Source organism: Acinetobacter sp. YH01022, from assembly GCF_013420235.1.
Lineage (GTDB): Bacteria > Pseudomonadota > Gammaproteobacteria > Pseudomonadales > Moraxellaceae > Acinetobacter.
This window is the reverse complement of the sequence record NZ_VOYP01000006.1, coordinates 12,525-35,425: the sequence shown is the minus strand read 5'-3', so window position 1 is coordinate 35,425 and position 22,901 is coordinate 12,525. Positions and strand designations below refer to the sequence as shown.

General features: G+C 44.7%; 21 protein-coding genes. 15 read left to right on the top strand and 6 right to left on the bottom strand.

Annotation, left to right across the window (positions count from 1 at the left end):
* Positions 1-16 precede the first annotated feature (16 nt).
* The 10 genes from FTT87_RS03085 (at position 17) to FTT87_RS03040 (ending at position 9,154) form a co-directional block, all read left to right on the top strand.
* The gene (locus tag FTT87_RS03085; protein WP_180174338.1) at positions 17-2,215 is read left to right on the top strand and encodes a polysaccharide biosynthesis tyrosine autokinase; all 2,199 of its coding nucleotides are present in this window, start codon (positions 17-19) and stop codon (positions 2,213-2,215) included.
* A gap of 273 nt (positions 2,216-2,488) precedes the next feature.
* Entirely contained in the window at positions 2,489-3,193 is a 705-nt protein-coding gene (locus tag FTT87_RS03080) for an FKBP-type peptidyl-prolyl cis-trans isomerase (protein ID WP_086196753.1), read from the top strand.
* Between the two features lie 50 nt (positions 3,194-3,243).
* Entirely contained in the window at positions 3,244-3,945 is a 702-nt protein-coding gene (locus FTT87_RS03075; protein WP_180174337.1) for an FKBP-type peptidyl-prolyl cis-trans isomerase, read from the top strand.
* 363 nt (positions 3,946-4,308) lie between these two features.
* The gene (locus tag FTT87_RS03070; protein WP_180174336.1) at positions 4,309-5,049 is read left to right on the top strand and encodes a dienelactone hydrolase family protein; all 741 of its coding nucleotides are present in this window, start codon (positions 4,309-4,311) and stop codon (positions 5,047-5,049) included.
* A 71-nt stretch (positions 5,050-5,120) separates the two neighbouring features.
* The gene (locus FTT87_RS03065) at positions 5,121-5,483 is read left to right on the top strand and encodes an HIT family protein (RefSeq protein WP_180042684.1); all 363 of its coding nucleotides are present in this window, start codon (positions 5,121-5,123) and stop codon (positions 5,481-5,483) included.
* 122 nt (positions 5,484-5,605) lie between these two features.
* A complete protein-coding gene (mutY, locus tag FTT87_RS03060; protein ID WP_180174335.1) occupies positions 5,606-6,640 on the top strand; it encodes an A/G-specific adenine glycosylase in 1,035 nt (344 codons plus the stop codon).
* Between the two features lie 61 nt (positions 6,641-6,701).
* Positions 6,702-7,244 (top strand): M23 family metallopeptidase, encoded by a 543-nt coding sequence (locus tag FTT87_RS03055; RefSeq protein ID WP_180042686.1) that lies wholly within the window; start codon positions 6,702-6,704, stop codon positions 7,242-7,244.
* A 16-nt stretch (positions 7,245-7,260) separates the two neighbouring features.
* A complete protein-coding gene (locus FTT87_RS03050) occupies positions 7,261-7,506 on the top strand; it encodes a hypothetical protein (RefSeq protein WP_180042687.1) in 246 nt (81 codons plus the stop codon).
* A 21-nt stretch (positions 7,507-7,527) separates the two neighbouring features.
* Positions 7,528-8,100 (top strand): DNA-3-methyladenine glycosylase I, encoded by a 573-nt coding sequence (locus FTT87_RS03045; protein ID WP_180082077.1) that lies wholly within the window; start codon positions 7,528-7,530, stop codon positions 8,098-8,100.
* Positions 8,101-8,131: 31 nt separating this feature from the next.
* On the top strand, positions 8,132-9,154 hold the full coding sequence (locus FTT87_RS03040; protein WP_180174334.1) for an NAD(P)-dependent alcohol dehydrogenase: 1,023 nt from the start codon (positions 8,132-8,134) through the stop codon (positions 9,152-9,154).
* Between the two features lie 88 nt (positions 9,155-9,242).
* On the opposite strand, the gene FTT87_RS03035 is transcribed toward FTT87_RS03040, so the two are convergent.
* Together FTT87_RS03035 and dapB are read right to left on the bottom strand one after the other, a co-directional pair.
* The gene (locus FTT87_RS03035) at positions 9,243-9,887 is read right to left on the bottom strand and encodes an START domain-containing protein (RefSeq protein WP_180174333.1); all 645 of its coding nucleotides are present in this window, start codon (positions 9,885-9,887) and stop codon (positions 9,243-9,245) included.
* Positions 9,888-9,945: 58 nt separating this feature from the next.
* Positions 9,946-10,767 (bottom strand): 4-hydroxy-tetrahydrodipicolinate reductase, encoded by an 822-nt coding sequence (dapB, locus tag FTT87_RS03030; protein ID WP_086196765.1) that lies wholly within the window; start codon positions 10,765-10,767, stop codon positions 9,946-9,948.
* A gap of 102 nt (positions 10,768-10,869) precedes the next feature.
* Here dapB and FTT87_RS03025 point away from each other — a divergent pair, with 102 nt between their 5' ends.
* Together FTT87_RS03025 and FTT87_RS03020 are read left to right on the top strand one after the other, a co-directional pair.
* Positions 10,870-11,016: a hypothetical protein gene (locus FTT87_RS03025; protein ID WP_180082073.1), complete on the top strand. Its 147-nt coding sequence runs from the start codon at positions 10,870-10,872 to the stop codon at positions 11,014-11,016.
* 28 nt (positions 11,017-11,044) lie between these two features.
* A complete protein-coding gene (locus FTT87_RS03020; protein ID WP_180174332.1) occupies positions 11,045-11,293 on the top strand; it encodes a hypothetical protein in 249 nt (82 codons plus the stop codon).
* 62 nt (positions 11,294-11,355) lie between these two features.
* On the opposite strand, the gene dnaJ is transcribed toward FTT87_RS03020, so the two are convergent.
* From dnaJ to FTT87_RS03000, 4 genes are all read right to left on the bottom strand, one after another.
* Positions 11,356-12,468, bottom strand: coding sequence for a molecular chaperone DnaJ (gene dnaJ, locus FTT87_RS03015; RefSeq protein ID WP_180043870.1), 1,113 nt, complete (start codon positions 12,466-12,468; stop codon positions 11,356-11,358).
* Positions 12,469-12,575: 107 nt separating this feature from the next.
* Positions 12,576-12,953: a hypothetical protein gene (locus FTT87_RS03010; RefSeq protein WP_086176574.1), complete on the bottom strand. Its 378-nt coding sequence runs from the start codon at positions 12,951-12,953 to the stop codon at positions 12,576-12,578.
* A 133-nt stretch (positions 12,954-13,086) separates the two neighbouring features.
* A complete protein-coding gene (locus tag FTT87_RS03005; RefSeq protein WP_180174331.1) occupies positions 13,087-16,236 on the bottom strand; it encodes an efflux RND transporter permease subunit in 3,150 nt (1,049 codons plus the stop codon).
* Positions 16,233-17,351, bottom strand: coding sequence for an efflux RND transporter periplasmic adaptor subunit (locus FTT87_RS03000; RefSeq protein ID WP_180174330.1), 1,119 nt, complete (start codon positions 17,349-17,351; stop codon positions 16,233-16,235). The genes FTT87_RS03005 and FTT87_RS03000 overlap by 4 nt, the downstream gene beginning before the upstream one ends.
* 146 nt (positions 17,352-17,497) lie before the next feature.
* Here FTT87_RS03000 and FTT87_RS02995 point away from each other — a divergent pair, with 146 nt between their 5' ends.
* The 3 genes from FTT87_RS02995 to FTT87_RS02985 all read left to right on the top strand — a co-directional run bounded on the left by FTT87_RS02995 (position 17,498) and on the right by FTT87_RS02985 (position 22,552).
* Positions 17,498-18,121, top strand: coding sequence for a TetR/AcrR family transcriptional regulator (locus FTT87_RS02995; RefSeq protein ID WP_180174329.1), 624 nt, complete (start codon positions 17,498-17,500; stop codon positions 18,119-18,121).
* A 148-nt stretch (positions 18,122-18,269) separates the two neighbouring features.
* Complete coding sequence (gene ppc / locus FTT87_RS02990; RefSeq protein ID WP_180043862.1) at positions 18,270-20,954, top strand: phosphoenolpyruvate carboxylase; 2,685 nt, start codon at positions 18,270-18,272, stop codon at positions 20,952-20,954.
* Between the two features lie 296 nt (positions 20,955-21,250).
* Positions 21,251-22,552, top strand: a complete 1,302-nt coding sequence (locus tag FTT87_RS02985; RefSeq protein WP_180174328.1) for a solute carrier family 23 protein — start codon at positions 21,251-21,253, stop codon at positions 22,550-22,552.
* Positions 22,553-22,901: the final 349 nt, after the last annotated feature.

The window sequence follows — 22,901 nt, the reverse complement described above, 5'->3', positions numbered from 1 at the left end:
TTTTGATAGCAAAATTATGAGCCAAAATACCAATACTGAAGATACTATTGATTTAAAAGAACTCTTCTTTTCACTGATTGCGCAATGGAAACTGATAGCACTCTGCATCATTTTAAGTCTGGTTTCTGCACTGCTGTATTTAAAAACAACGCCGGATACCTATTCAGTGGATGCCCTGGTACAAGTAGAGGAAAGTAAGGGAACCTCTGCTGCTTTATTGGGTGATTTATCCAATATGATTGAGCAGAAGCAACCAGCTCAAGCTGAAATAGAACTTCTCAAGTCCCGTTTGGTACTGGGTTCTGTTATTAAAAACTTAAATCTCGATTTAAAAATTTCAGGCACAGAAAACAGTTTTTTTGATCGTTTATTACACCCCCATGATTATCAAACCCAATATCAAAACAAATCTGTTTTATTTAAGGATGATGCCCAGTCCTTTGAGGTTCGCAAGTTTGAAGTTCCACCTGACTATTTAGACAAAAATTTGCTGCTTAATTTTAATGACAATAAATTCACTCTAACAGATACAGCAACCCAGCAAGTGGTTATTAGTGGTCCGATCAACCAGGAGAGCCAACACAGCTCAGCATCCGGAACCTGGAAAGTTGCCATTTACACTCAAGACCCATTAAAAGACAGCTATAATATTCAAAAAATGTCTTTACCCGCAGCAATGGGTTCAATCACAAATAACTATTCTGTGGCCGAAAAAGGCAAACTGACCGGCATCTTGGGCCTAAATTATCAAGGTCAAGACAAAGAGCATATTACCAAAGTCCTTAACTCAATTCTGGTTGCCTATAGCCACCAAAATATTGAACGTCGCTCCGCTGAAACCGCACAAACGCTTAAATTTCTTGAAGAGCAGTTACCAGAATTAAAACAGCAGCTTGATGTGGCTGAACGAGAATTCAACAAATTCCGCCAACAGTATAATACTGTTGATGTGACCAAAGAATCTGAACTGTATTTAACCCAGAGCATTCAGCTTGAAACCTCCAAAGCTGAACTGGAGCAGAAACTGGCGGAAGCTTCTGCAAAATACACCAATGAACATCCAGTGATGCAACAAATGAATGCTCAACTGGGTGCAATCAATAAGAAAATTGCCGAGCTGAATGGCACATTAAAACAGTTACCAGACTTGCAACGCCGCTATTTGCAGCTTTACCGTGAGGTTGAAGTCAAACAGCAGCTTTATACAGCCCTGCTTAACTCGTACCAGCAATTACGTATTGCCAAAGCCGGTGAAATTGGCAATGTCCGGGTTGTAGATACAGCTGTATTGCCAATTGAACCAATTAAACCAAAGAAACTGCAAATTTTAATTTTGGCCATATTCCTGGGTGGTTTCCTAGGAACCTTACTGGCTTTATTACGCAATATGATGCGCTCAGGGATTAAAGATGCAGATCAAATTGAAAATGAACTGGATTTACCGGTCTATGCCACTGTTCCGCGTTCACCGATTCAAGAAAGTCGGATTAAGCTTCTGAAAAAGAAAAAGCATATTCCTATTTTAGCCATTAAAAATAGTGATGATATTGCCATCGAGAGCTTACGCAGTATGCGTACTGCAATTCACTTTGCTTTAAGCAAAGCCAAAAACAATATCATCATGATTTCTGGCCCTGCTCCTGAAGTGGGTAAATCTTTTATTTCTGCAAACTTAGCAGTAATTTTGGCACAAAGTAATAAGCGGGTATTAATTATTGATGGTGATATGCGTCGTGGTTATTTACACAAATATTTCAACCATGACAACCAATCCGGTTTGGCTGAATATTTAAATAGTCAACAAACACTTGAAAGTATTGTTAAATCCACTGACGTTCCCCACCTGGATGTAATTACCCGTGGTAAAAGTCCGGTGAATCCTTCAGAGCTTTTAAGTTCGGCAAAATTCTCGGAACTTCTAGAACAAATTTCACCCCGTTATGATCACGTTATTATCGATACCCCACCTGTACTGGCAGTAACAGACGGTATTATCATTTCACAATATGCGGGTGTGAATTTAGTCATCGCACGATATGCAAAATCACAGATGAAAGAACTGGAATTAACTGTCAATCGTTTTGAACAAGTCAATGTTAAGGTCAATGGCTTTATTTTGAATGATATTCAACGTGGCTCGGGCGCTTATGGCTATGGCTATGGCTATGGCTATAACTATACTTATGGTTATAAAGCCTCAAAAGACAATGATTAAATCTTTTTCATCGATATCGTTTAAAACGCTGTAGGCTGAAAGCCAGTGGGAAATCACTGGCTTTTGCTTTTGAGGCTTATTTTTTATGGAAATAAAAAACAGATATTTTATTGTATGAGAAATGTTTTCTATATTCAGCCTGTTATAGAATAGTTGGGTTGATAAGAATATATTGGATTTCTGTACACCACGATTCGCTCGAAACGTGCTGCATAGAAAAGTCTGCTAAAATTAATGCAACTTTTTTAATATAAAATGATTTTGGGAAAACCTATGAGTAAAGCCTTACCCATCGCTGTCGCTGTTCTTTTAGGCGGTGCTGCACTTGTACCTGTTTATTATGCAACTCAAAACCCGGCTACCGTGACATCAAAAGCATCAAAAAATGCCTCTGCTGTTGAAAAAATCAGTTATGCGCTCGGTTATGAAGTCGCACATCAAACCCCGCCTGAATTAGACATTAACAGTTTTGTTACAGGTGTACGTGAAGGGCATGCTCGTAATAAACCGGCTTATACAGAACAAGAACTTCAACAAGCCTATCAGCAGTTCCAAAAAGAGATGCAACAGAAACAGCTGGACCAAGCCAAAACAGCTCAATCATCAAGTGACAATTTCTTGGCTGAAAATGCGAAAAAACCAGGTGTGAAAACCACGGCTTCAGGCTTGCAGTACAAAATCACCAAAGAAGGTACAGGTAAACAGCCGACTGCTACTTCTGTGGTTACCGTTCATTACAAAGGCCAACTGGTCGATGGCAAGGTATTTGACAGCTCGATTGAACGTGGCCAACCGATTGAATTCCCGCTGAATCAGGTCATTCCCGGTTGGACTGAAGGCTTGCAACTGATGAAAGAAGGCGGTAAAGCCACCCTTTATATTCCTTCACAATTAGGCTACGGCGAACAAGGTGTTCCGGGCACAATTCCTGCCAATAGCACCCTGATTTTTGATGTTGAACTGATTAAAGTAAAATAATAGTTTTAAGGAGAGCTTTTGCTCTCCTTTCTTTATCTTGAGATAAGAAAATGAAAACATCTATAACACTACTTTGTTTATGCATGTGCACAACGGCAAGTTTTGCAAAAACGGTGACCAATAGCAGCAGTTTAAAGGAACAGGTTGGTTACAGCTTCGGTTACTTAATGGGACGTAGCAATGCTGACTCGTTTAAAGATTTAGACCTGGAGGCTTTCATACTGGGTCTAAAGACAGCCACGCAAGGCGGTAAATCTGCCCTGACCGATGAAGAAATGGCTCGTGTTTTGAACCAGCATAAAAAGCAAAGTGAAGCAAAACAGCTGATTGAATTAAAACAAAAAGCCGAAACCAATGCCAAAATTGGGGCGGAATTTTTAGCAGCCAATGCCAAAAAAGAAGGTGTTCAAAGCACCAAATCAGGTTTACAGTATCAGATTTTAAAACAGGGCAACGGAAAATCGCCAAAGCCCTATTCCGTGGTTAAAGTCAATTATGAAGGCCGGCTCATTGATGGAACCGTGTTTGACAGCTCGATTGCCCGAAACCAGCCAGCGGAATTTCAGGTCAGCCAGGTAATTCAAGGCTGGACGGAAGGCTTACAGCTGATGAACGAAGGGGCCAAATATCGCTTTTTCATTCCGGCACAACTTGGCTACGGTCAAATTGGCTCCGGCGATGTGATTGAACCGAATAGCACCTTGATTTTTGATGTCGAACTGCTTGAAGTATTGCCCAAATCCAGCAAGTAATCGGTCAGTCACTATCTCATTTCAAAATAGCGAGTGGGTCAATCTGAAACTCCCCCAACAGTTATGACTGCTCGCCATTTTTAGCATGGATGAGATACTCTGGCACATGTTGCGCTCCGTTCTGGAAGAGGTCATTATTCTGAAATCCTGCCGATCTATTTTCTCTTTTCCCAACACCTAAAAATAATATTAACTCCTTATTTATTAAATATTTAGATACATATTCTGCTGAATTAAAAGCATGTTTCAATTTATGCATCTTAGTATGTCGTCAAAGTTGAACAATCTTGTACAATCATTAAAGAAATTCTTTTCTATACTTTTTAATTCAGACATTTTTTATTTATTACAAGGATTGAATCCATGGCTCTCGGCATTAAAACTCGCGAAATTCAGTACACTGCCCCAGATGGAACACATTTGATCGGATACTTTGCCGCACCTGAATCGGAAAAACCGCTCCCTGGCATTATTGTGGCACCAGAATGGTGGGGACGAAATGATTACACCGAACAACGTGCACGTGAACTTGCCGAACACGGCTACGCCGCTCTTGCCATTGATATGTACGGAGATAAAAAAGTCACCACAGCTGTTCCTCAAGCCAGCGAATGGATGATGCAAACCTTTGATGATCCTGAAGCAATTGTGACCCGTGCGTCTTCAGGTTTAGCCACATTAGCTGCACAAGAAGAAGTAAATGCAGATAAACTGGCAGCTATAGGCTTTTGTTATGGCGGCAAAGTGGTACTTGATCTAGCTCGTTCTGGTGCGGATTTAAAAGCTGTGGTGACTTTCCATGGTAACTTAACTCCGAAAACCCCTGCACAGCCCGGACAGGTAAAAGCTGAAATTTTAGTGCTCCACGGAGAACTGGATAGTATGGTCAGCCTGGACGATGTCGCACGCTTTAAAGAAGAGATGCATGCTGCTCAAGTCGAGCATGAAGTGATTGTCTTCGAAGATGCTAAACATGGTTTTAGCAACCCGCTGGCAGACGAACGTGCCAAAGCCAATGGTATTGATCTGGGCTATAACGTAGCAGCCGAACAACAAGGTTTATCTGCCATGTATGAATTATTTAAAACACGACTTGGTGAATAACAATGAAGGTAAAGATCGTTTGGCTATTTTTACCGATCCACTGACATGGATAATTTAGAGAGGATATAACAATGACTACAAATAATTGTGCATATTGCAATTTTGATGAATATGACATCATTGATAAAAATGATTTCGGGGTCATTTTACCCGAACCAAATGCTTTATCCAAAGGTCATTCCGTGATTGTTCCTTTACGTCATGTCAGTTCTTTTTTTGATATCACGGACAAAGAACGCAAAAGCCTGATGTCTCTGCTTGAGCTTGCCCGTAATGAATTAAAGCTACGTTACCATCCTACAGGTTTTCATATTGGCTTTAATGATGGTGCGGTATTTGGCCAGGTTGATGAACATTTGCATATTCATGTTATTCCACGCTATGAAGGCCAAACATTGACACTTGACGAGCGTTGGGGCATGAGCAGCGAATGAAATGGATTGGACTTTATCCATCAAAAAATGATGCTTCGGCATCATTTTTTTTGCTTTGGACAGCACCGCAGTACTGGGCAATTTTCGTTATACTATTCGTATATTCCCACGCTACGGTTCACATGTCACAGTTTTCTTTTGCCAATGCCCTGCTTTCATGGTTTGACGTTCATGGCCGCCATGATTTGCCCTGGCAAGTCGCGGACGACCCCTACAAAGTCTGGGTCTCAGAAATTATGTTGCAGCAAACTCAAGTGAAAACCGTGCTGCAATATTTCGAGCGTTTTATCGAACGCTTTCCGACGGTAGCAGATTTGGGACAGGCCAGTTGGGATGATGTAGCCCCGTATTGGGCCGGTCTGGGTTATTATGCCCGCGCCCGAAATTTGCATAAAGCTGCGGGAATGGTGGCTCGTCGAGGTCATTTTCCAGCGACATTAGAAGAATGGATCGAGCTTCCCGGAATTGGCCCATCCACTGCCGGGGCACTGATGTCCCTCGGTTTGCGTCAGTACGGCGTAATTATGGATGGCAATGTCAAACGGGTATTGGCACGTTTCTTTGCCATTGAAGATGACCTGTCCAAACCGGTGCATGAACGTGCCATGTGGCAACTGGCAGAACAGTTGTGCCCGGTTGAGCGCAATCATGACTATACCCAGGCGATTATGGATTTGGGAGCAACCATCTGTACGCCGAAAAAACCCTTGTGTTTATATTGCCCGATGCAGCAGCACTGCAAGGCCCATCAACAGGGACTGGAAACTGAGCTGCCGTTTAAAAAAGCCAAAAAACCTGTTCCGGTAAAATCAGCACAAGTTTTGCTAATTCAGTCTCATGATCAATGGTTATGGCAACAACGCCCCAATAGTGGCTTATGGGGTGGTTTGTGGTGCCTGCCGATTATTGAAAATCCTGCCGAATTTGAACAACTGTACCAATCTTTAGGTTTAAAAAAAGTGATTCAACGGACGCAAATCATGCATAGTTTTACTCACTTTACCTGGCAACTGGAAGCCCTCTGCTTTGCAGTCGATCCTGACCAGCAGGAACATCTGGCAATCGAACTGAATGGCACATGGTTAGCCCCCCAAAGTGCAACGGCTATGGGGCTGCCCACCGCAATGAAAAAATTGATCTCTGCATTAAATTTATGAGATAGTCAGGCACTGTAGTTCGAATAATTTCATATAGATTAGAATGAAAAAAGGATGAACAGTGCTACGTTTTATTTCAGCCTTATTCTTGGGTTTTAGCATTTTGTGGATTGCGGCATGTACCTCGACGCCGCAAAAACCGTCCTCTACCCCGCTCCCACCGGCTCAGGTGCAAAAGCTGAAAAGTATGCAACTGAAATCATCATTGCCTATACCGGTAAAAAATATCAAAGCCAGACAGTTAAAGGATACTTGGGGAGCTTCGCGTAGTCATGGCCGTACCCATGAAGGCATCGATATTATGGCTCCACGTGGAACAAAAGTATTGAGTGCCACAGAAGGCCTCATTGCCGACTTACGCAATAACAATTTGGGTGGTAAAGTGGTTTGGATTCTGGGACCCGGTGGAAGCTGGCATTACTATGCCCATCTAGATGATCATAAACGCGGCTTAAATGTCGGCGATTATGTCAAAAAAGGTGATCTGATTGGTTATGTTGGCAATACCGGTAATGCACGTCATACGGCACCGCATTTACACTATGCTATTTACCTGGAGGGTAAGGGTCGTGGTGTGGTGAATCCCTATCCTTATTTACGTTAATTTTTAGGAATTATTCATGTCAGAAGCGTTGATCAATCGTTTGGTCGAATTTGCTGAATCAGGCAATCAACAAAAAATTGTGTTGGCAGGAGAAACCCACCAAGGCTGGGTGATGGAAATTACCGAAGAGGCGCTTTTGATCAGTACCGGTTTTGCAGAAAAAGCCGGCAAAGACATGTGGATTCAATTCGCGGACTTACCGCAAGCCGAACTGTATTACTGGGATAACCAGCAAGATCAATGGACTGAATTCAAGCTTTAAACCTGGTCAGGAGCATCAAAAATGTCGGTTCAACGCTGTGCTTGGTGCTCGAATGATTCACTGTATATGGCCTACCATGATCATGAGTGGGGCAAAGCCAGTCATGATGAGGCGCATTTATTTGAAATGCTGTGTCTGGAAGGACAGCAGGCCGGTCTGTCCTGGATTACCGTACTGAAAAAACGTGACTGCTATCGGCAGCATTTCTTTCAATACCCGATTGCCAAGATCGCCCAGTTCAGTGATGCAGAACTGGAAAATAAACTCCAGGATGCCGGCCTGATCCGACACATCGGCAAACTCAAAGCCATTCGTGATAATGCCATGGCCTGGCAGCATTTAAGCCAAGAACTAAAACCACAACAGATCAATGTTTGCAACTGGTTATGGAGCTTTGTTCAACATCAGATCCTACACAATGATGTGCCGGATTATCGTCAGGCACCGGTCCAAACAGATATTAGCCTTGCACTATCCAAAGCCTTAAAAAAGAAAGGCTTTAAATTTGTTGGACCCACTACCTGCTATGCTTTTATGCAGGCTGTCGGTATGGTCGATGACCATGAAAATAATTGCACTTTTAAATCAACTTAACACGTGACTATAACCATAAAAGGATTCCGCCATGAATGACAATCTCATCCATGCTTATGCAGCCTTAAAGGCCGGTGCAGCACTTGAACCCTATCAGTTTGATGCCGGAGAACTCCAGCCGCATCAGGTGGAAGTCAAAGTCGAATATTGTGGTTTATGCCATTCCGATATTTCAGTAATCAATAATGACTGGAAATCTTCAGTTTATCCCGTGGTGGCCGGACATGAAATTATTGGCACTATCATTCAGTTGGGTTCAGAGGCCAAAGGTCTGAAAGTGGGACAACGCGTGGGCATTGGCTGGACTGCTGAAAGTTGCCAGCATTGTGATCCTTGTGTATCGGGCCAGCAAGTCCTGTGTAGCGGTGAAAAAAAAGCGACCATTGTGGGTCATGCCGGTGGTTTTGCCGATAAAGTCCGTGCAGGCTGGCAATGGGTGATTCCCCTGCCCGAAGATCTGGATCCGGAAAGTGCCGGTCCGCTGCTCTGTGGCGGGATTACCGTATTTGATCCGATTTTAAAACACCAGATTCAGGCCATTCATCATGTGGGTGTGATTGGGATTGGCGGTTTAGGGCATATGGCAATCAAACTGCTAAAAGCTTGGGGCTGTGAAATTACCGCATTCACGTCTAACTTAGATAAAACTGAAGAACTGAAAGCCATGGGTGCAGACCATGTGGTGAATAGCCGTGATACAGCCGCATTAAAAGCTCAACGTAGTAAATTCGATTTGCTACTCAGTACCGTCAATGTCACTCTGGACTGGTCTGCCTATTTAACCACACTGGCTCCAAACGGTACGGTACATATGCTGGGTCTGGTACTTGAACCGATGCAGATCTCTGCCGGCATGCTGATTGGCGGCGCAAAATCGGTTACCGGTTCACCTACTGGCTCGCCTGCTGCATTGCGTCAGTTACTGAAATTTGCTGCGCGGAAAAATATTGCCCCGCAAATTGAAGTTTTTCCAATGTCACAACTGAATGAAGCGATTGAACGTCTGCATTCGGGTCAGGCCCGTTACCGGATTGTGTTAAAAGCTGACTTCTAATTTTTATGTGATTCGGCTGAATTCAAATTTCATCAGATACGATGAGGAAAAAATTCCGCCTAATGCGGAATTTTTTTCGTTTTGTTAATTAGCGTAAGGCTTCAGGCAACAGCGGAATACTTGAGGGTTTGGCAAGTTCTGTCTTCATCTTTTGCAGCATCTGATAAGGCTGCTGCTGTACAAACATATTCACAAAGGTTAAAGGAATAGAACCTTCAGGATTGGCATAACCATAAGTTGAAACCTTGACTTTATTATTGGCTAATTTCTGAAAGGTCCAATCGCCTTCATAATGGGTTAAACGGATATAATCCGGATTTTTGGCATAAGCTTTATCAACCGCTTTATTCTTGATCGTGATGATGCCTTGAGCATCTTTTATCATTTTGCCTTGCACCACCAAATCACGGTCTTTCAGCGGAAAAGGAAAATCCAGCACCATATACAATAAAAATTCGCCTTTTTTATCATCGCGCGATAGTACTTTCACGCTGCCCATATACGGTACCCATTTCACCGCATGGTCGACATCCAGAATCAGCCCCACTGCTTTTTCGAAAGATGTATCATAAGTGGTTTCGGCTTTGTATAAAAATACCGGATTTTGGCTGTTCTGGTAGGTCCAGACTTTAATATTATTCTTGTGAATACTGAGCTTGGCATTATCGACAGGTTTAGCCTGTGCAGCAGCCAAACAGGCTACGGCACAAGCCATCAAGATCACTTTTTTCATTCCGTTGAGCTTCTTATTTTAATTTTGTTGTATTGTTATAAATGATTTTGACGATTTTTTATACCTGAATATCGTTAAAACCCAGTACGTCTTTCATATCATATTTGCATGCTTCGCGACCCACGACCCATGCTGCGGCACGAACGGCCCCTGCGGCAAAGTTCATACGGTTGGTGGCTTTATGGGTAATTTCCACACGTTCGCCTTCACCAATAAACATCACTGTGTGTTCACCGACGATGTCACCACCACGAATCGTTTCAAAACCAATGGTTTGACGATCACGCGGGCCAGTATGACCTTCACGGCCATACACCGCGACTTCTTTTAAGTTACGGCCTAAAGTATCGGCAATGGCTTCGCCCATCATCAGTGCTGTACCTGACGGTGCATCGACCTTATGACGGTGATGTGCTTCGATCACTTCAATATCGACTGTATCACCAAACACTTTAGATGCCAGTTCTAACAGTTTAATGGAAACATTCACGCCAACCGAATAGTTGGCAGCATAAACAACAGGAGTTTGCGTTGCGCTGTCATCCAGATAGGCTTTTTGTTCATCATTCATGCCAGTGGTACCAATCACAATTGCCACCCCTGCTTCACGGCATAATTTTAAATGCTGAGCAGTTGCAACTGGTGCAGTAAAATCAATCACCACGTCACAGTCTTGCAAAACTTCTTGCAGACTACCTACCACTTTTACACCCACAGCACCAATACCGGCAAGCTCACCTGCATCTGCACCAATCAGGCTGCTTTCAGGGCGTTCAACTGCTGCTGCAAGCTGGTAACCTGCTTCTTTAACGGCCTGAATAAGGATGCGTCCCATACGACCGCCTGCACCCAATACACCAATGCGTGGAGCTGCTGACATAACATATTCCCAATGTTGATTTTAAATTGTTCTTACTATATCAAAACTATGTACCGAGACTAAGTTTCAGCCTGAAATTTTTTATTTAAAAAGAAACCGGTCATGATGAATGTTTATGCCAAAGCACGATGTAATGGCTCAACCCCGACCGGTTGCTGTATTGAAAGTTCAGCATTAAAAATAAATGATTTTGCTGCTGATTTTCATCTCCCTGTAAACATCTCTGCGCAGACTACGCAACACGAGTGATCAAAAGATGAATTATAAGGAAATCAACATGCATTCGAAAAAAATCGCATTAACCGTTTTTATGGCAACCATCGTCAGCACAGCGTGGGCAGAACCGGCAATCCAAGCGGGAGATACTTTGGAAAGCTTATCACAAGTCAAAATAAATATTCGTACCCATAGCTCTACACCGGCTAAAGCTGAAACTAATCCGGCAGCGACCAAGCAAGAACCGGCTGGCGAAGCAGCAACGCAATCGGTAGATGTCGAAGCTATTGACAAACCAATCATCGAATAAGCGCTTATAAAAAAAGGGGGGAATATTCAATATTCCCCCCTTTTTTTAAACTGTGTCTGAAATTAATCAAACAGACCGAAGAACGATTTTTTCTTAGGCGATGATTTGCTGTCCTCACCATCCATCGTTTCTTGCAATTCTTTTAACAGCTCACGTTGACGCGCAGTCAAATTCACCGGAGTTTCGACCACTACGCGGCAAAGCAAGTCACCCTGCATGCTGGTACGTACCGGTTTAACCCCTTTACCACGCAAGCGGAACAGTTTGCCGGTTTGAGTTCCCTCAGGAATTTTCAGGCTGACACGGCCATCCAGGGTTGGAATCTGGATTTCTTTACCCAATGCAGCATCGGCAATAGATACCGGCACATCCATATACAGGTCGGCACCGTCACGCTGGAAGATGTCATGCTCGCGCACCACCACTTCAACATATAAGTCACCAGACTGGCCGTCACGAATCGCTTCACCCTTACCGGTTAAACGTACGCGGTCGCCATTGTCCACACCAGCAGGAATAGTCACTTCAAGGGTTTGCTGACGGTTTTTTACACCAGAACCATGACAGGTATTACATGGGTTCTTGATGATTTTACCCTGACCGCGACAGGTGCTACAAGTTTGCTGAACAGAGAAGAAACCTTGCTGCATACGCACTTGACCTGTACCATGACAGGTTTTACAGGTTTCAACATCGTTCGGATTTTTAGAGCCTTTACCATCACAGTCCTCACACGGTGCAGGTGCAGTAAAAGTAATGGTTTTTTTCACGCCTTTGACCGCTTCTTCAAGGGTCAATTCCATCACGTAACGCAGGTCTGATCCGCGACGTGCACGTTGCTGACCACGGCCACCACCGCCACCAAATGCGCCACCAAAGATGTCGCCAAACTGACTAAAAATGTCTTCAGTGCTGAAACCACCACCGAAGCCACCACCACCCATGCCGCCTTCAAAGGCATTGTGCCCCATACGGTCATACATGCTGCGTTTTTCACTGTCGGATAAAATTTCATAAGCTTCGGCAGCTTCTTTAAATTTTTCTTCAGCTTCAGGGTTGTCCGGGTTACGGTCTGGATGATATTTCATCGCCAACTTACGGTAGGCTTTTTTAATTTCATCATCACTAGCGGTTTTAGCGACGCCCAAAACCTCATAATAATCACGTTTAGCCATGTCTGGCGATGCTCCTCACGGAATTTTATTTAATACTTAACTGTGGTGTGAAATTGGGGACAGAAACAAATTTTACAAGGGAAAGAGGGGAAAAAAATTTACTCGGATTAGAAAACGGCTTTATTTTTGAAAAACCGGGAGATTCCTTTCAGCCAGGCATTCAACAGGAATAAGAAGGCAATCATGGCGAAAACCACGCCTGCAACGGTACAACCTTTTACCCAAACTGCACTATCCCAATAAAAGAAAATCAGCGGAATAAACCAGAGTGCTGCAAAACATACCAAAATCATATAAATCACAATATTACGCATGATCCAGAGGGCTTGGGCTTCAAGCCAGACCTCCACTTCATCCACTTGTGTGACTTTGCGCGCAAACCAATAAGCAAATATGCCACTAATCACAGTAAATAACGCGAAAAACATCAAGACATAGGAAATCGCAACGGAACGGCGAAGTCGGCTTAAGTTGTCTTGCTTCATGTGCGTTTCAACCCCATTTACCGCATGTTTAGAGTTTTAATATGCAGTAAATTGCTTGATAAAAATGTATACAAATATTAGGTGCTACTATATTGAAGTTTTCAACGTTTCGCACCTGATTATTGTCAAAAAATTACTCCGTTTGGCTATTTTTTTTCACTTTAAACCATTGTGCATACAATGCCGGTAAAAAGAACAGCGTCAACAGGGTCGCCACAATCAAACCGCCCATAATCGCCACTGCCATCGGACCAAAGAAAATACTGCGGGAGAGTGGAATCATCGCCAATACTGCGGCCAGAGCGGTCAGCACAATCGGGCGGCAACGACGTACGGTTGCATCGATAATGGCATTCCAAGGATCATGTCCAGCCTGAATGTCCTGTTCAATCTGGTCAATCAGGATTAAAGAATTGCGCATGATCATGCCTGACAGGGCAATGGTTCCCAGCATTGCCACAAAACCAAAAGGTTTATTCAGCAATAACAGAAACAGTACAACTCCAATCAGGCCTAAAGGTGCGGTCAAAAAGACGATAAATGCACGAGACATACTCTTGAGCTGAATCATCAGCAAGGTCATCACCACTGCCAGGAAGAACGGCATACCGGCATTGACCGAGTTTTGTCCACGAGCCGACTCTTCGACCGTACCGCCCACTTCAACCAGATAACCGCCTGGCAATTCGGCCCGTAGCTGATCCATTTTATCGGCAAGTTGCCCGACCACGGTGGCAGGCTGCAACTTGGTCCGAATATCGGCACGTACGGTAATGGTCGGCAAACGGTTACGATGCCAGATCAGGCCATCTTCAAATTTATATTCAATTTTGGCAATTTGCGCCAGAGGTACAGAACCGCCATTGGCAGTCGGTACGGCCAGACTGGACAAAGATTCCACATTGATGCGTTCGTTCTGGTCTCCACGCAAACGGATTTCAATCAGTTCACGTTTTTCACGATACTGGTTAATCACAGCACCACTGATGGAACTGTTCAGGAATTGTGACAAATCTAAAGTTGATACTCCCATTTGACGGGCGCGATCCTGATCAATATTCAGCTGAATGACCTTACTCGGTTCGCCCCAGTCCAGATGAACATTAGTGGTGTTCGGATTCTCTGCAATGACGGCGGAAACCTTATGTGCCCATTGACGCACCAGATTCAGGTCTTCACCGGAAACGCGATACTGCAATGGATAACCGACAGGCGGACCATTTTCCAACAGCGAGACCCGAGTACGCACATCCGGCAGCAATTTACGGATTTCATGATCTAAAGATTTGCGGATTTCATCGCGGTCATCCAGGGATGAAGCCAAAACCACAAACTGTGCAAAACTGGCTTGTGGCAATTGCTGGTCCAGTGGCAAGTAGAAACGGGTGGAACCCGTGCCGACATAGGCCACATAATTGTCGATGCCTTGTTTGGTCGACAGGAATTTTTCTACCTTTTTCACGGCATTTTCTGTAGCCGTGAGTGATGCCCCTTCTTCCAGCTTTAAATCCACCAAAATTTCAGCCCGGTTAGACGGCGGAAAGAACTGCTGCGGTACCAGTTTAAACATCAGCACCGACAGCACAAAAATACCTACTGTCATCGCAATCACAGTTTTACGGTAGCTAATACACTGACTCACCCAACCTCTAAATTTTTGATAAAACTTGGTTTGATAAGGATCATGATGCTCACCGGCATGATGTAGCACAGCTTGCGGTTCGGGTTGCCTGCGTAAGCGCGCCCATAAGCGCTGATACCATGGCGCTTTTTGCAGCAGGTCTTGATTAAAATCGGGCAGCAGTTTATCGCCCAGATAGGGGACAAAAAGGACTGCCGCAAACCATGACACTACCAAGGCAATGGTCACCACCTGGAAAATAGAACGGGTATATTCACCGGTACTGGATGCAGCAGTAGCAATCGGTAAAAAGCCGGCTGCGGTAATCAGGGTTCCCGTTAGCATGGGAAAAGCCGTGGTTTTCCAGGCAAAACCTGCTGCCTCCAGCCGACTATAGCCCTGCTCCATTTTTACGGCCATCATTTCAATGGCAATAATGGCATCATCCACCAATAAACCGAGCGCCAGAATTAAAGCGCCCAGTGAAATTTTATGCAGTCCGACATCGAATAGATTCATGCCGGCAAAGGTCATGGCCAGCACCAGTGGAATGGAAAATGCCACCACCAGACCAGTACGAAAACCCAGGGAAAAGAAGCTGACCAACAGGACAATAATCACCGCTTCTGCCAGCACTTTCATGAATTCATTCACGCTGCGTTTCACCGCAACCGGTTGGTCGGAAACTTTTTTTAGCTGCATACCCAAAGGCAAAGATTTTTGCAAATGGGCAAATTCAGCTTCTAAATTTTTACCCAAAGCCAGAATGTCGCCACCTTTGCGCATGGATACGGCAATGCCAATCCCATTTTCGCCCATAAAACGCATGCGTGGCTGGGCCGGCTCGCTAAAGCCACGATAAATGTCCGCAACATCGCCCAGCTGAATAGTTTTTCCTGCCACCAACAGGGGCATTTGTTTAAGTTCATCAATACTTTTTAATTGACCGCTGACCCGCATCTGAATGCGGTCGGTGCCGGTTTCAAAAAAGCCGGCACTGGCCACGGTATTTTGTTGTTGCAGGGCTTGCTGAATGGCTGTGACCGGAATGCCGAGCTGTACCGCTTTGGTATTAGACAGTTCAATCCAGATTTTCTGGTCTTGCAGCCCCACCAGATTGACCTTGCCGACATCCTTGACCCGTTGCAGTTGCAGTTGCAGACGGTCGGCATATTCCTTCAATATGGCATAGTCATAATCTTTACCGGTCAAAACATAGATATTTCCGAAGGTATCGCCAAATTCATCATTAAAAAACGGCCCCTGCACCCCACTCGGCAATTGATGCTGGATATCGCCCACTTTTTTGCGCACCTGATACCAGACATCGGGAATCTGGTTTGAGCGCAGCGAATCCTTGGCGACAAACGTCACCAGTGATTCACCGGGACGTGAATAGGCCATGATGCGTTCGTAGTTACCGGTACTCATCAACTCCTTTTCGATGCGGTCAGTGACTTGCAACGACACTTCCTGTGCGGTTGCACCCGGCCAGTAGGTCTGGATGACCATCACCTTAAAGGTAAACGGCGGATCTTCACTTTGGGCCAGTTTGGAATAGGAAACAATGCCGACAATGCCGAGCAGCAGCATGAAATAAAGAATCAAGCCTTTATTTTTCAGGGCCCATTCCGACAGGTTAAAGTTCGAGCCTAAATTCATGATGCAGCTCCTGCCCGAATTTTCACGGCACGATTTTCCCGGTCGATCGGCTGGATTTTCTGTTGTTCACGCAATAAATGCACACCGCCAATCACCACATAATCCTGCGGATTTAGACCGGACAATACCGGCACACTGTCACGACCGTAGGCTCCCAGGTTCACGGCCACCTTATGAATAGTCTGGTCCGGTTTCACCACCCAGACATAGGCCTGCTGACCATTGGCCGAGACACTGGACAACGGCACACTGAGTACATTGTTTTGGCTATTGTTAAAAAATACCCGTGCACTCTGGCCCAGCTGAATGGCAGCATTGCCTTCACGCAAAGCGACTTTGACACTAAAAGTTCGGGACTGATCAGCTGCCGGAGAAATTTCACGCACATAGCCGGCAAATTTATCTTCAGGTTTGGACCATAAAGTGACCCATGCCGTCTGACCGACTTTAATCTCTGAAATGGCCTGTTCCGGCACCCCGATCACCACTTCACGATCACCGGCAATCGCCATCTGATAAGCAGCCTGCCCTGCCGCGACCACCTGCCCCACTTCAATATTGCGTGCGGTAATCACCCCGTTTTTATTGGCAATCAGCTGGTTATAACCGGTCTGGTTGCTGCTGACCTGATAGTTGGATTGCGCCTGTTTCAGCGCGGACATCGCTGACTTATACTGATTATCCACCGCATCATATTGCGAACGGCTGACCGCATTCATCGGCAGCAATTGCTTAAAGCGCTGCCGTTCATCTGCGGCAATTTTTGCTGCAGACTGAGCACTTTCAAGTTGAGCTTTTGCTGCATTGAGCTGCAGCTGGGCATCTTTCACATCGAGTTTTGCCAGTACCTGCCCCACCTTGACCTGATCACCGACATCGACATAACGTTCGATAATCTGTCCGCCCACCCGGAAGGCCAAAGCTGTTTGCTGGCGTGCCTGCACATCTCCAGCATAGCTTTTCTGTTCATTATGAGTACTGTTCGGCTGAGTCACCATCACAAACGGAACCTGTTCTGTTTCAGTTGCCTCCGTACTGCAGCCCAATAAAGTCACACTGCAAATAATCATCATGCTGACCAGGGCGGTTTTTACTGCAATCTTTATTGTGCTCATGAGGTTGGCTCTTATCTCAAAATGTTTTTTAAGGCAAAATAAGCATTATCTTAAACTGATCGTTTTTTAATTAATATACTTACCGGTACATTAATTGGGAATCGAGGGTCAAATCAATGACCTTTTTCATTTTTTTGGAAAAAATTGTGCAAATAAATGTGGGTCGCCCCAAAGACTTAGAAAAACGTCAGCGCATTTTAACTGCAGCAAAAAGCTTATTTTTAAGGTGTGGCTACCATGGTTCCAGCATGAACCAGATTGCCCAGGAAGCGGGTGTCACCAAACTGACGGTCTACAATCACTTTCAGGATAAAGCCAATTTATTTGTTTGTGCCATTGTTGCCACATGCGAAGAATTACTCAGTGCTCGCCCCTTAAACCTGCAAGCCGACAGTAATTTTTATCAAGAATTTGTGCATGCCTGTGAGCTGGCCCTCAATATCACGAATTTGCCAGAAGCCATCAAACTGGAACGCTTATTGGTGGAACTGGCGGCGGAACAAAATCCACTGGCACAGACATTTTATAATGCCTGCCATCTGCGTATGAATGCACTGTGGGAAAACTTTTTTCAGCAGGCTATCGAATTGGGCTTTATTCAGCCAGAAACTTTAAAAAACCTGACCTTACTGATCCTTTCTTTACTGTTGGGCCTGCGCCATCATGAAGTGCTGCTTGGGGTCCGGGAAGTTCCAACTGCTGAAGAGAAACAGCAGATTATCTTGAACAGTATTGAGATCTTTATGCTGAAATATCAGAAAAAATCTTAAAATCTGTAATTCCATTTTCCTGACTGCACCAACGGCAACTCAATTGCTAGTTTTAGCAGCAAAAAATTACCGACTTTTGTCTGCCCCCTACTTGGAATGTCATTGAATCGGGGTATATTCAAAGGAGTAGCCTAGGAGAATGAAAAAAATGATTCAACAAATTGATGCTCCACTGCGTGAGGATGTACGCTTACTTGGGAACTTACTGGGAGAAACCCTCAAGGAACATGCGGGACAAGATTTGTTTAATCAGGTGGAGCAGATTCGTGCCCTGTCCAAAGGTGCACGTGATGGGCAGGTAGAAGCCGAAAAACAGCTTGAACAACTATTCCTGAGTCTGGAAGATGATGAGATTCTTCCACTTACCCGTGCATTCACCCACTTTCTGAATTTTGCCAATATTGCCGAACAGTACAATGTAGTACGCAGTCGCCGTAAGAGTGAATTCGATGAACATGCCCCCTCTCCCAATCCGCTCGATCATCTGTTCCAGAAATTTAAAGATCACGAAATTTCAGCCGACACGCTATTCAAGCAAATCTGTGAACTGAAAATTGAACTGGTGTTGACTGCACATCCGACTGAAGTCAGCCGTCGTACCTTAATTCAAAAATATGATGATATTAATGACTGCCTGTTTAAGTCTGATCAACAAAAACTGACCCCACGTGAACGCAAAGCCGTACTGCAAGAACTCAAACAACTGATTTGTTCCGCCTGGCAGACTGATGAAATCCGCCAGCACCGGCCAACCCCAGTCGATGAAGCAAAATGGGGCTTTACCACTATTGAACAAACCCTATGGAATGCCATTCCCAAATTCATCCGCGAACTGGATGAAATGGTTGAAGATCACTGTGGCCAGCGTTTACCTTTAACCGTTGCACCAGTGCGTTTTGCCTCATGGATGGGCGGTGACCGTGACGGCAACCCGAATGTGACGCATAACATTACCCAGGAAGTGCTCTGGCTGTCGCGCTGGAAAGCGGCTGATTTATATCTGCGTGATATGGAAGACCTGCGCTGGGAACTGTCGATTCAAAACTGCAGCGATGAACTGATGCAGGCACTGGGCCATAGCCACCCCGAACCCTACCGTGAATATCTGCGCGATACCCGCGAACGCCTCAAAGCCACCCGTCACTGGCTGGCGCAAAAACTGCAAGGGCAAGATGCAGATGATAGCCATGTCATTAAAAGCAAAGATGAATTATTACAGCCTTTATTGCTGTGCTACCGTTCACTGATTGCCTGCAACCTGCCGGAAATTGCCAATGGCAAACTGCTGGACTTTATCCATCGCGTCAACTGCTTTGGCATTGAACTGCTGAAACTGGATATCCGTCAGGAATCCGGTCGTCATCGTCAGGCCATTTCTGCCATTACTGAATATCTGGGTCTAGGCAATTTTGAAACCTGGACCGAACAGGCACGCCAAAACTTCCTGTTGCAGGAATTGCAAAGTAAACGTCCGTTGTTGCCAAAACATCTGAATGAACCGAAACAAAGCCTGATTGAACATCCGGATGTCCAGGAAGTATTTGCCACCATGCGCACGCTGGCCGAACAACCGGAAGAAAGTCTGGGTGCGTATATTATTTCCATGGCGGAATATCCGAGTGATGTCTTGGCAGTGTTATTGCTGCAAAAAGAAGCAGGCATCAAGCATCCACTTCGAGTCGTTCCCCTGTTTGAAACCCTGAAAGATCTGGACGGTGCAGCCAGCACCATGAATACCCTGTTTAATATGCACTGGTACAAACAGCATATTCAGGGCAAGCACGAAGTGATGATTGGCTATTCCGACTCAGCCAAAGATGCCGGATTTATGTCTGCCAACTGGGCGCAATACCGTGCGCAGGAAGAACTGACTGCGGTGGCAAAAAAACATGCAGTACAACTCACCCTGTTCCATGGCCGTGGCGGTTCCATCAGCCGCGGGGGTGCTCCGACCCAGCAAGCACTGTTTTCACAACCGCCAGGCTCGATTTCCGGTGCCATTCGCGTGACCGAACAAGGGGAAATGATCCGCTTCAAGTTTGGTCTGGAAGGCATTGCCTTACAAAATCTGGAGATTTATACCGCAGCCACTTTAGAGGCAACCTTATTGCCACCACCGGTGCCTAAGGATGAATGGCGTGAACTGATGCATAGCATGACCGATTTGTCGGTACAGGTGTATCGTCAAACTGTGCGTGAAAATCCACATTTTGTAAAATACCTGCGTACGGTTACACCGGAACTGGAATTGCAAATGTTGCCACTCGGTTCACGCCCGGCAAAACGCAAGGTCAGTGGTGGGATTGAATCCTTACGTGCTATTCCCTGGGTCTTTGCCTGGACCCAAATCCGTCTGATGCTTCCAGCTTGGCTAGGCACTGGAGCAGCCATTAACCAAGTGATTCATCAAGGGCAAAAACCACTGCTGGATGAGATGCTGCAACAATGGCCATATTTCCAGACCCTGATTGACATGCTGGAAATGGTATTGTCCAAAGCAGATAGTAATGTCGCCTTATATTACGAATCACATTTGACCGAGGATGAAGACTTAAAAGTCCTGGGCAATGAACTGCGTCAGCGCTTAAAAGATGCGGTACAAACCTTGCTGGCGCTGAAAGGCGAATCCAAACTGCTCAGCAGCAATGAAGTGCTGGATCAATCTATGCGGGTACGCAAACCGTATTTACTGCCGCTGCATTTACTCCAGGCGGAACTGATGAAACGCCGTCGTCGCTATCTGGCAGAACGTCAGGCAGAACATACCCCAGTCGATCATGCCTTAATGGTGAGTATTGCCGGGATTGCAGCCGGATTGCGTAATACCGGTTAAATTCTGATTTCCCATAGAAAAAGCACATTCCTGCAATGTGCTTTTTTCAACCTTATGGTCAAAAGTTTCCCATTATTTTTATAAATAAAACAAAAAATATTTATGAATGTATCAACCCATCTTCATACCTATTAACTATTGATTTAGCGTTATTTTTAATTATTAAAATTTTTATCACATGGTAAAAATATTTGAAAAGTCATGGTATTAGTATAAATAAAATTTTGTTTCAATGATTAAATCTTCCAAAAAAGAAGCGTATGATGTGCACAATTTGTTTTTAGAGTGCTCAAAAAATGTCCAATTGGTTTCCCAAATGGCGCCCGTACGAAGGCAGTATCGATGCACGTCCTGTCGGTACCAATGAATACCTTCCGCCCGCACAAAGTGTAGTTTTGGGTGTACAACATGCTTTTGCCATGTTTGGGGCGACTGTACTTGCACCCTTCCTGATGGGGTTTGATCCTAATCTGGCTATTTTAATGTCAGGCATCTGTACCATCCTGTTTTTCCTGATGACCGGGGGACGTGTGCCGAGTTATCTGGGTTCCAGCTTTGCCTTTATTGGGGTGGTCATTGCAGCAACGGGTTATGCCGCATCGGGTACGGGTGCACCCAATACCAATCTGGCCCTGGCCGCTGGCGGTATTATGGCCTGCGGTATTCTGTATGCGATTTTTGGTTTTATTGTGATGGCAACCGGAACCAAATGGATTGAAAAACTCATGCCACCTGTAGTGACCGGTGCTGTGGTCATGATCATCGGCCTGAATTTGGCACCGGTGACTGTTAAAGGCGTAGCAGGGAATAACTTCAATATGTGGATGTCACTGGTCACGGTGATGTGCATGGGTTCTATTGCGGTATTTACCAAAGGCCTGCTGCAACGTCTGCTGTTATTGATCGGTTTATTATTAGCTTACTTAATTTATTATATTGTTTCCAATGTGATGGGACATGGCACACCCATTAATTTTGCTCCAATTCAACAGGCAGACTGGTTTGGTATTCCTACCTTCCACTCACCGGTATTCGACGCCAATGCCATGCTGATTATTGCGCCGATTGCCTTGATTTTAGTGGCTGAAAACTTGGGTCATATCAAAGCAGTGGGTGCCATGACCGGTGAAAACCTTGATCCACATATTGGTAAAGCCTTTGTTGCCGATGGTCTTGCAACCACTTTATCGGGTGGTGTCGGTGCTCCGGGGATGACCACTTATGGTGAAAATATTGGCGTGATGGCGGTGACTCGTGTCTATTCCACCATCATCTTTGTTTTTGCCGGTATCTTTGCAGTTTTGTTGGGACTTTCACCAAAATTTGGTGCCATTATCCATACCATTCCGACTGCTATCTTAACTGGTGCATCGATTGTGGTCTTCGGTTTAATTACCATTGCCGGTGCAAAAATCTGGATTGAAAACAAGGTTGATTTCTCTAAAAACAAAAACCTGATGGTGGCTGCGGTGACTATTATTTTAGGCACCGGTGACTTTGCCCTGCAATTCGGCAACTTTAATCTGGGGGGTATTGGTACCGCTACGTTTGCAGCCCTCATCCTGAACTGGTTCTTTAGCCTGGGCGATAAATCATAAAGATAAATACACATTTTCAGGCAGCCGCAAGGCTGCTTTTTTTATGTTTGAGATTGAGGAAATTTGAATATGAGGAGTTAAAAAGTCACCCTGTTCCAGACTAAATCTCAAGAAAAAGCTAAGGCTTTTGCGACTGCAAAGAATAAAAATATCCACTATAAATATGACAAAATATTAATTTTTGATTAATAATTAAGCAAGTAATTGCATGTTTACATAATAAATCCATCAATTATTAATATATTATTAAGTTGATCTTAACTACATGATTTACTAACTAACTTGTCCTTATTTTCTGTCCTGATTGCGGCAAATTTAGCGCTTTTCTCGTCCTAAATTGGTTATTTAT

Bases quoted from the DNA above. Each gene is read 5' to 3' on its own strand.
- FTT87_RS03085 (WP_180174338.1), top strand. From the start codon at position 17: ATGAGCCAAAATACCAATACTGAAGATACTATTGATTTAAAAGAACTC.
- FTT87_RS03080 (WP_086196753.1), top strand. From the start codon at position 2,489: ATGAGTAAAGCCTTACCCATCGCTGTCGCTGTTCTTTTAGGCGGTGCT.
- FTT87_RS03075 (WP_180174337.1), top strand. From the start codon at position 3,244: ATGAAAACATCTATAACACTACTTTGTTTATGCATGTGCACAACGGCA.
- FTT87_RS03070 (WP_180174336.1), top strand. From the start codon at position 4,309: ATGGCTCTCGGCATTAAAACTCGCGAAATTCAGTACACTGCCCCAGAT.
- FTT87_RS03065 (WP_180042684.1), top strand. From the start codon at position 5,121: ATGACTACAAATAATTGTGCATATTGCAATTTTGATGAATATGACATC.
- mutY (WP_180174335.1), top strand. From the start codon at position 5,606: ATGTCACAGTTTTCTTTTGCCAATGCCCTGCTTTCATGGTTTGACGTT.
- FTT87_RS03050 (WP_180042687.1), top strand. From the start codon at position 7,261: ATGTCAGAAGCGTTGATCAATCGTTTGGTCGAATTTGCTGAATCAGGC.
- FTT87_RS03045 (WP_180082077.1), top strand. From the start codon at position 7,528: ATGTCGGTTCAACGCTGTGCTTGGTGCTCGAATGATTCACTGTATATG.
- FTT87_RS03040 (WP_180174334.1), top strand. From the start codon at position 8,132: ATGAATGACAATCTCATCCATGCTTATGCAGCCTTAAAGGCCGGTGCA.
- FTT87_RS03035 (WP_180174333.1), bottom strand. From the start codon at position 9,887: ATGAAAAAAGTGATCTTGATGGCTTGTGCCGTAGCCTGTTTGGCTGCT.
- dapB (WP_086196765.1), bottom strand. From the start codon at position 10,767: ATGTCAGCAGCTCCACGCATTGGTGTATTGGGTGCAGGCGGTCGTATG.
- FTT87_RS03025 (WP_180082073.1), top strand. From the start codon at position 10,870: ATGATGAATGTTTATGCCAAAGCACGATGTAATGGCTCAACCCCGACC.
- FTT87_RS03020 (WP_180174332.1), top strand. From the start codon at position 11,045: ATGCATTCGAAAAAAATCGCATTAACCGTTTTTATGGCAACCATCGTC.
- dnaJ (WP_180043870.1), bottom strand. From the start codon at position 12,468: ATGGCTAAACGTGATTATTATGAGGTTTTGGGCGTCGCTAAAACCGCT.
- FTT87_RS03010 (WP_086176574.1), bottom strand. From the start codon at position 12,953: ATGAAGCAAGACAACTTAAGCCGACTTCGCCGTTCCGTTGCGATTTCC.
- FTT87_RS03005 (WP_180174331.1), bottom strand. From the start codon at position 16,236: ATGAATTTAGGCTCGAACTTTAACCTGTCGGAATGGGCCCTGAAAAAT.
- FTT87_RS03000 (WP_180174330.1), bottom strand. From the start codon at position 17,351: ATGAGCACAATAAAGATTGCAGTAAAAACCGCCCTGGTCAGCATGATG.
- ppc (WP_180043862.1), top strand. From the start codon at position 18,270: ATGATTCAACAAATTGATGCTCCACTGCGTGAGGATGTACGCTTACTT.
- FTT87_RS02985 (WP_180174328.1), top strand. From the start codon at position 21,251: ATGTCCAATTGGTTTCCCAAATGGCGCCCGTACGAAGGCAGTATCGAT.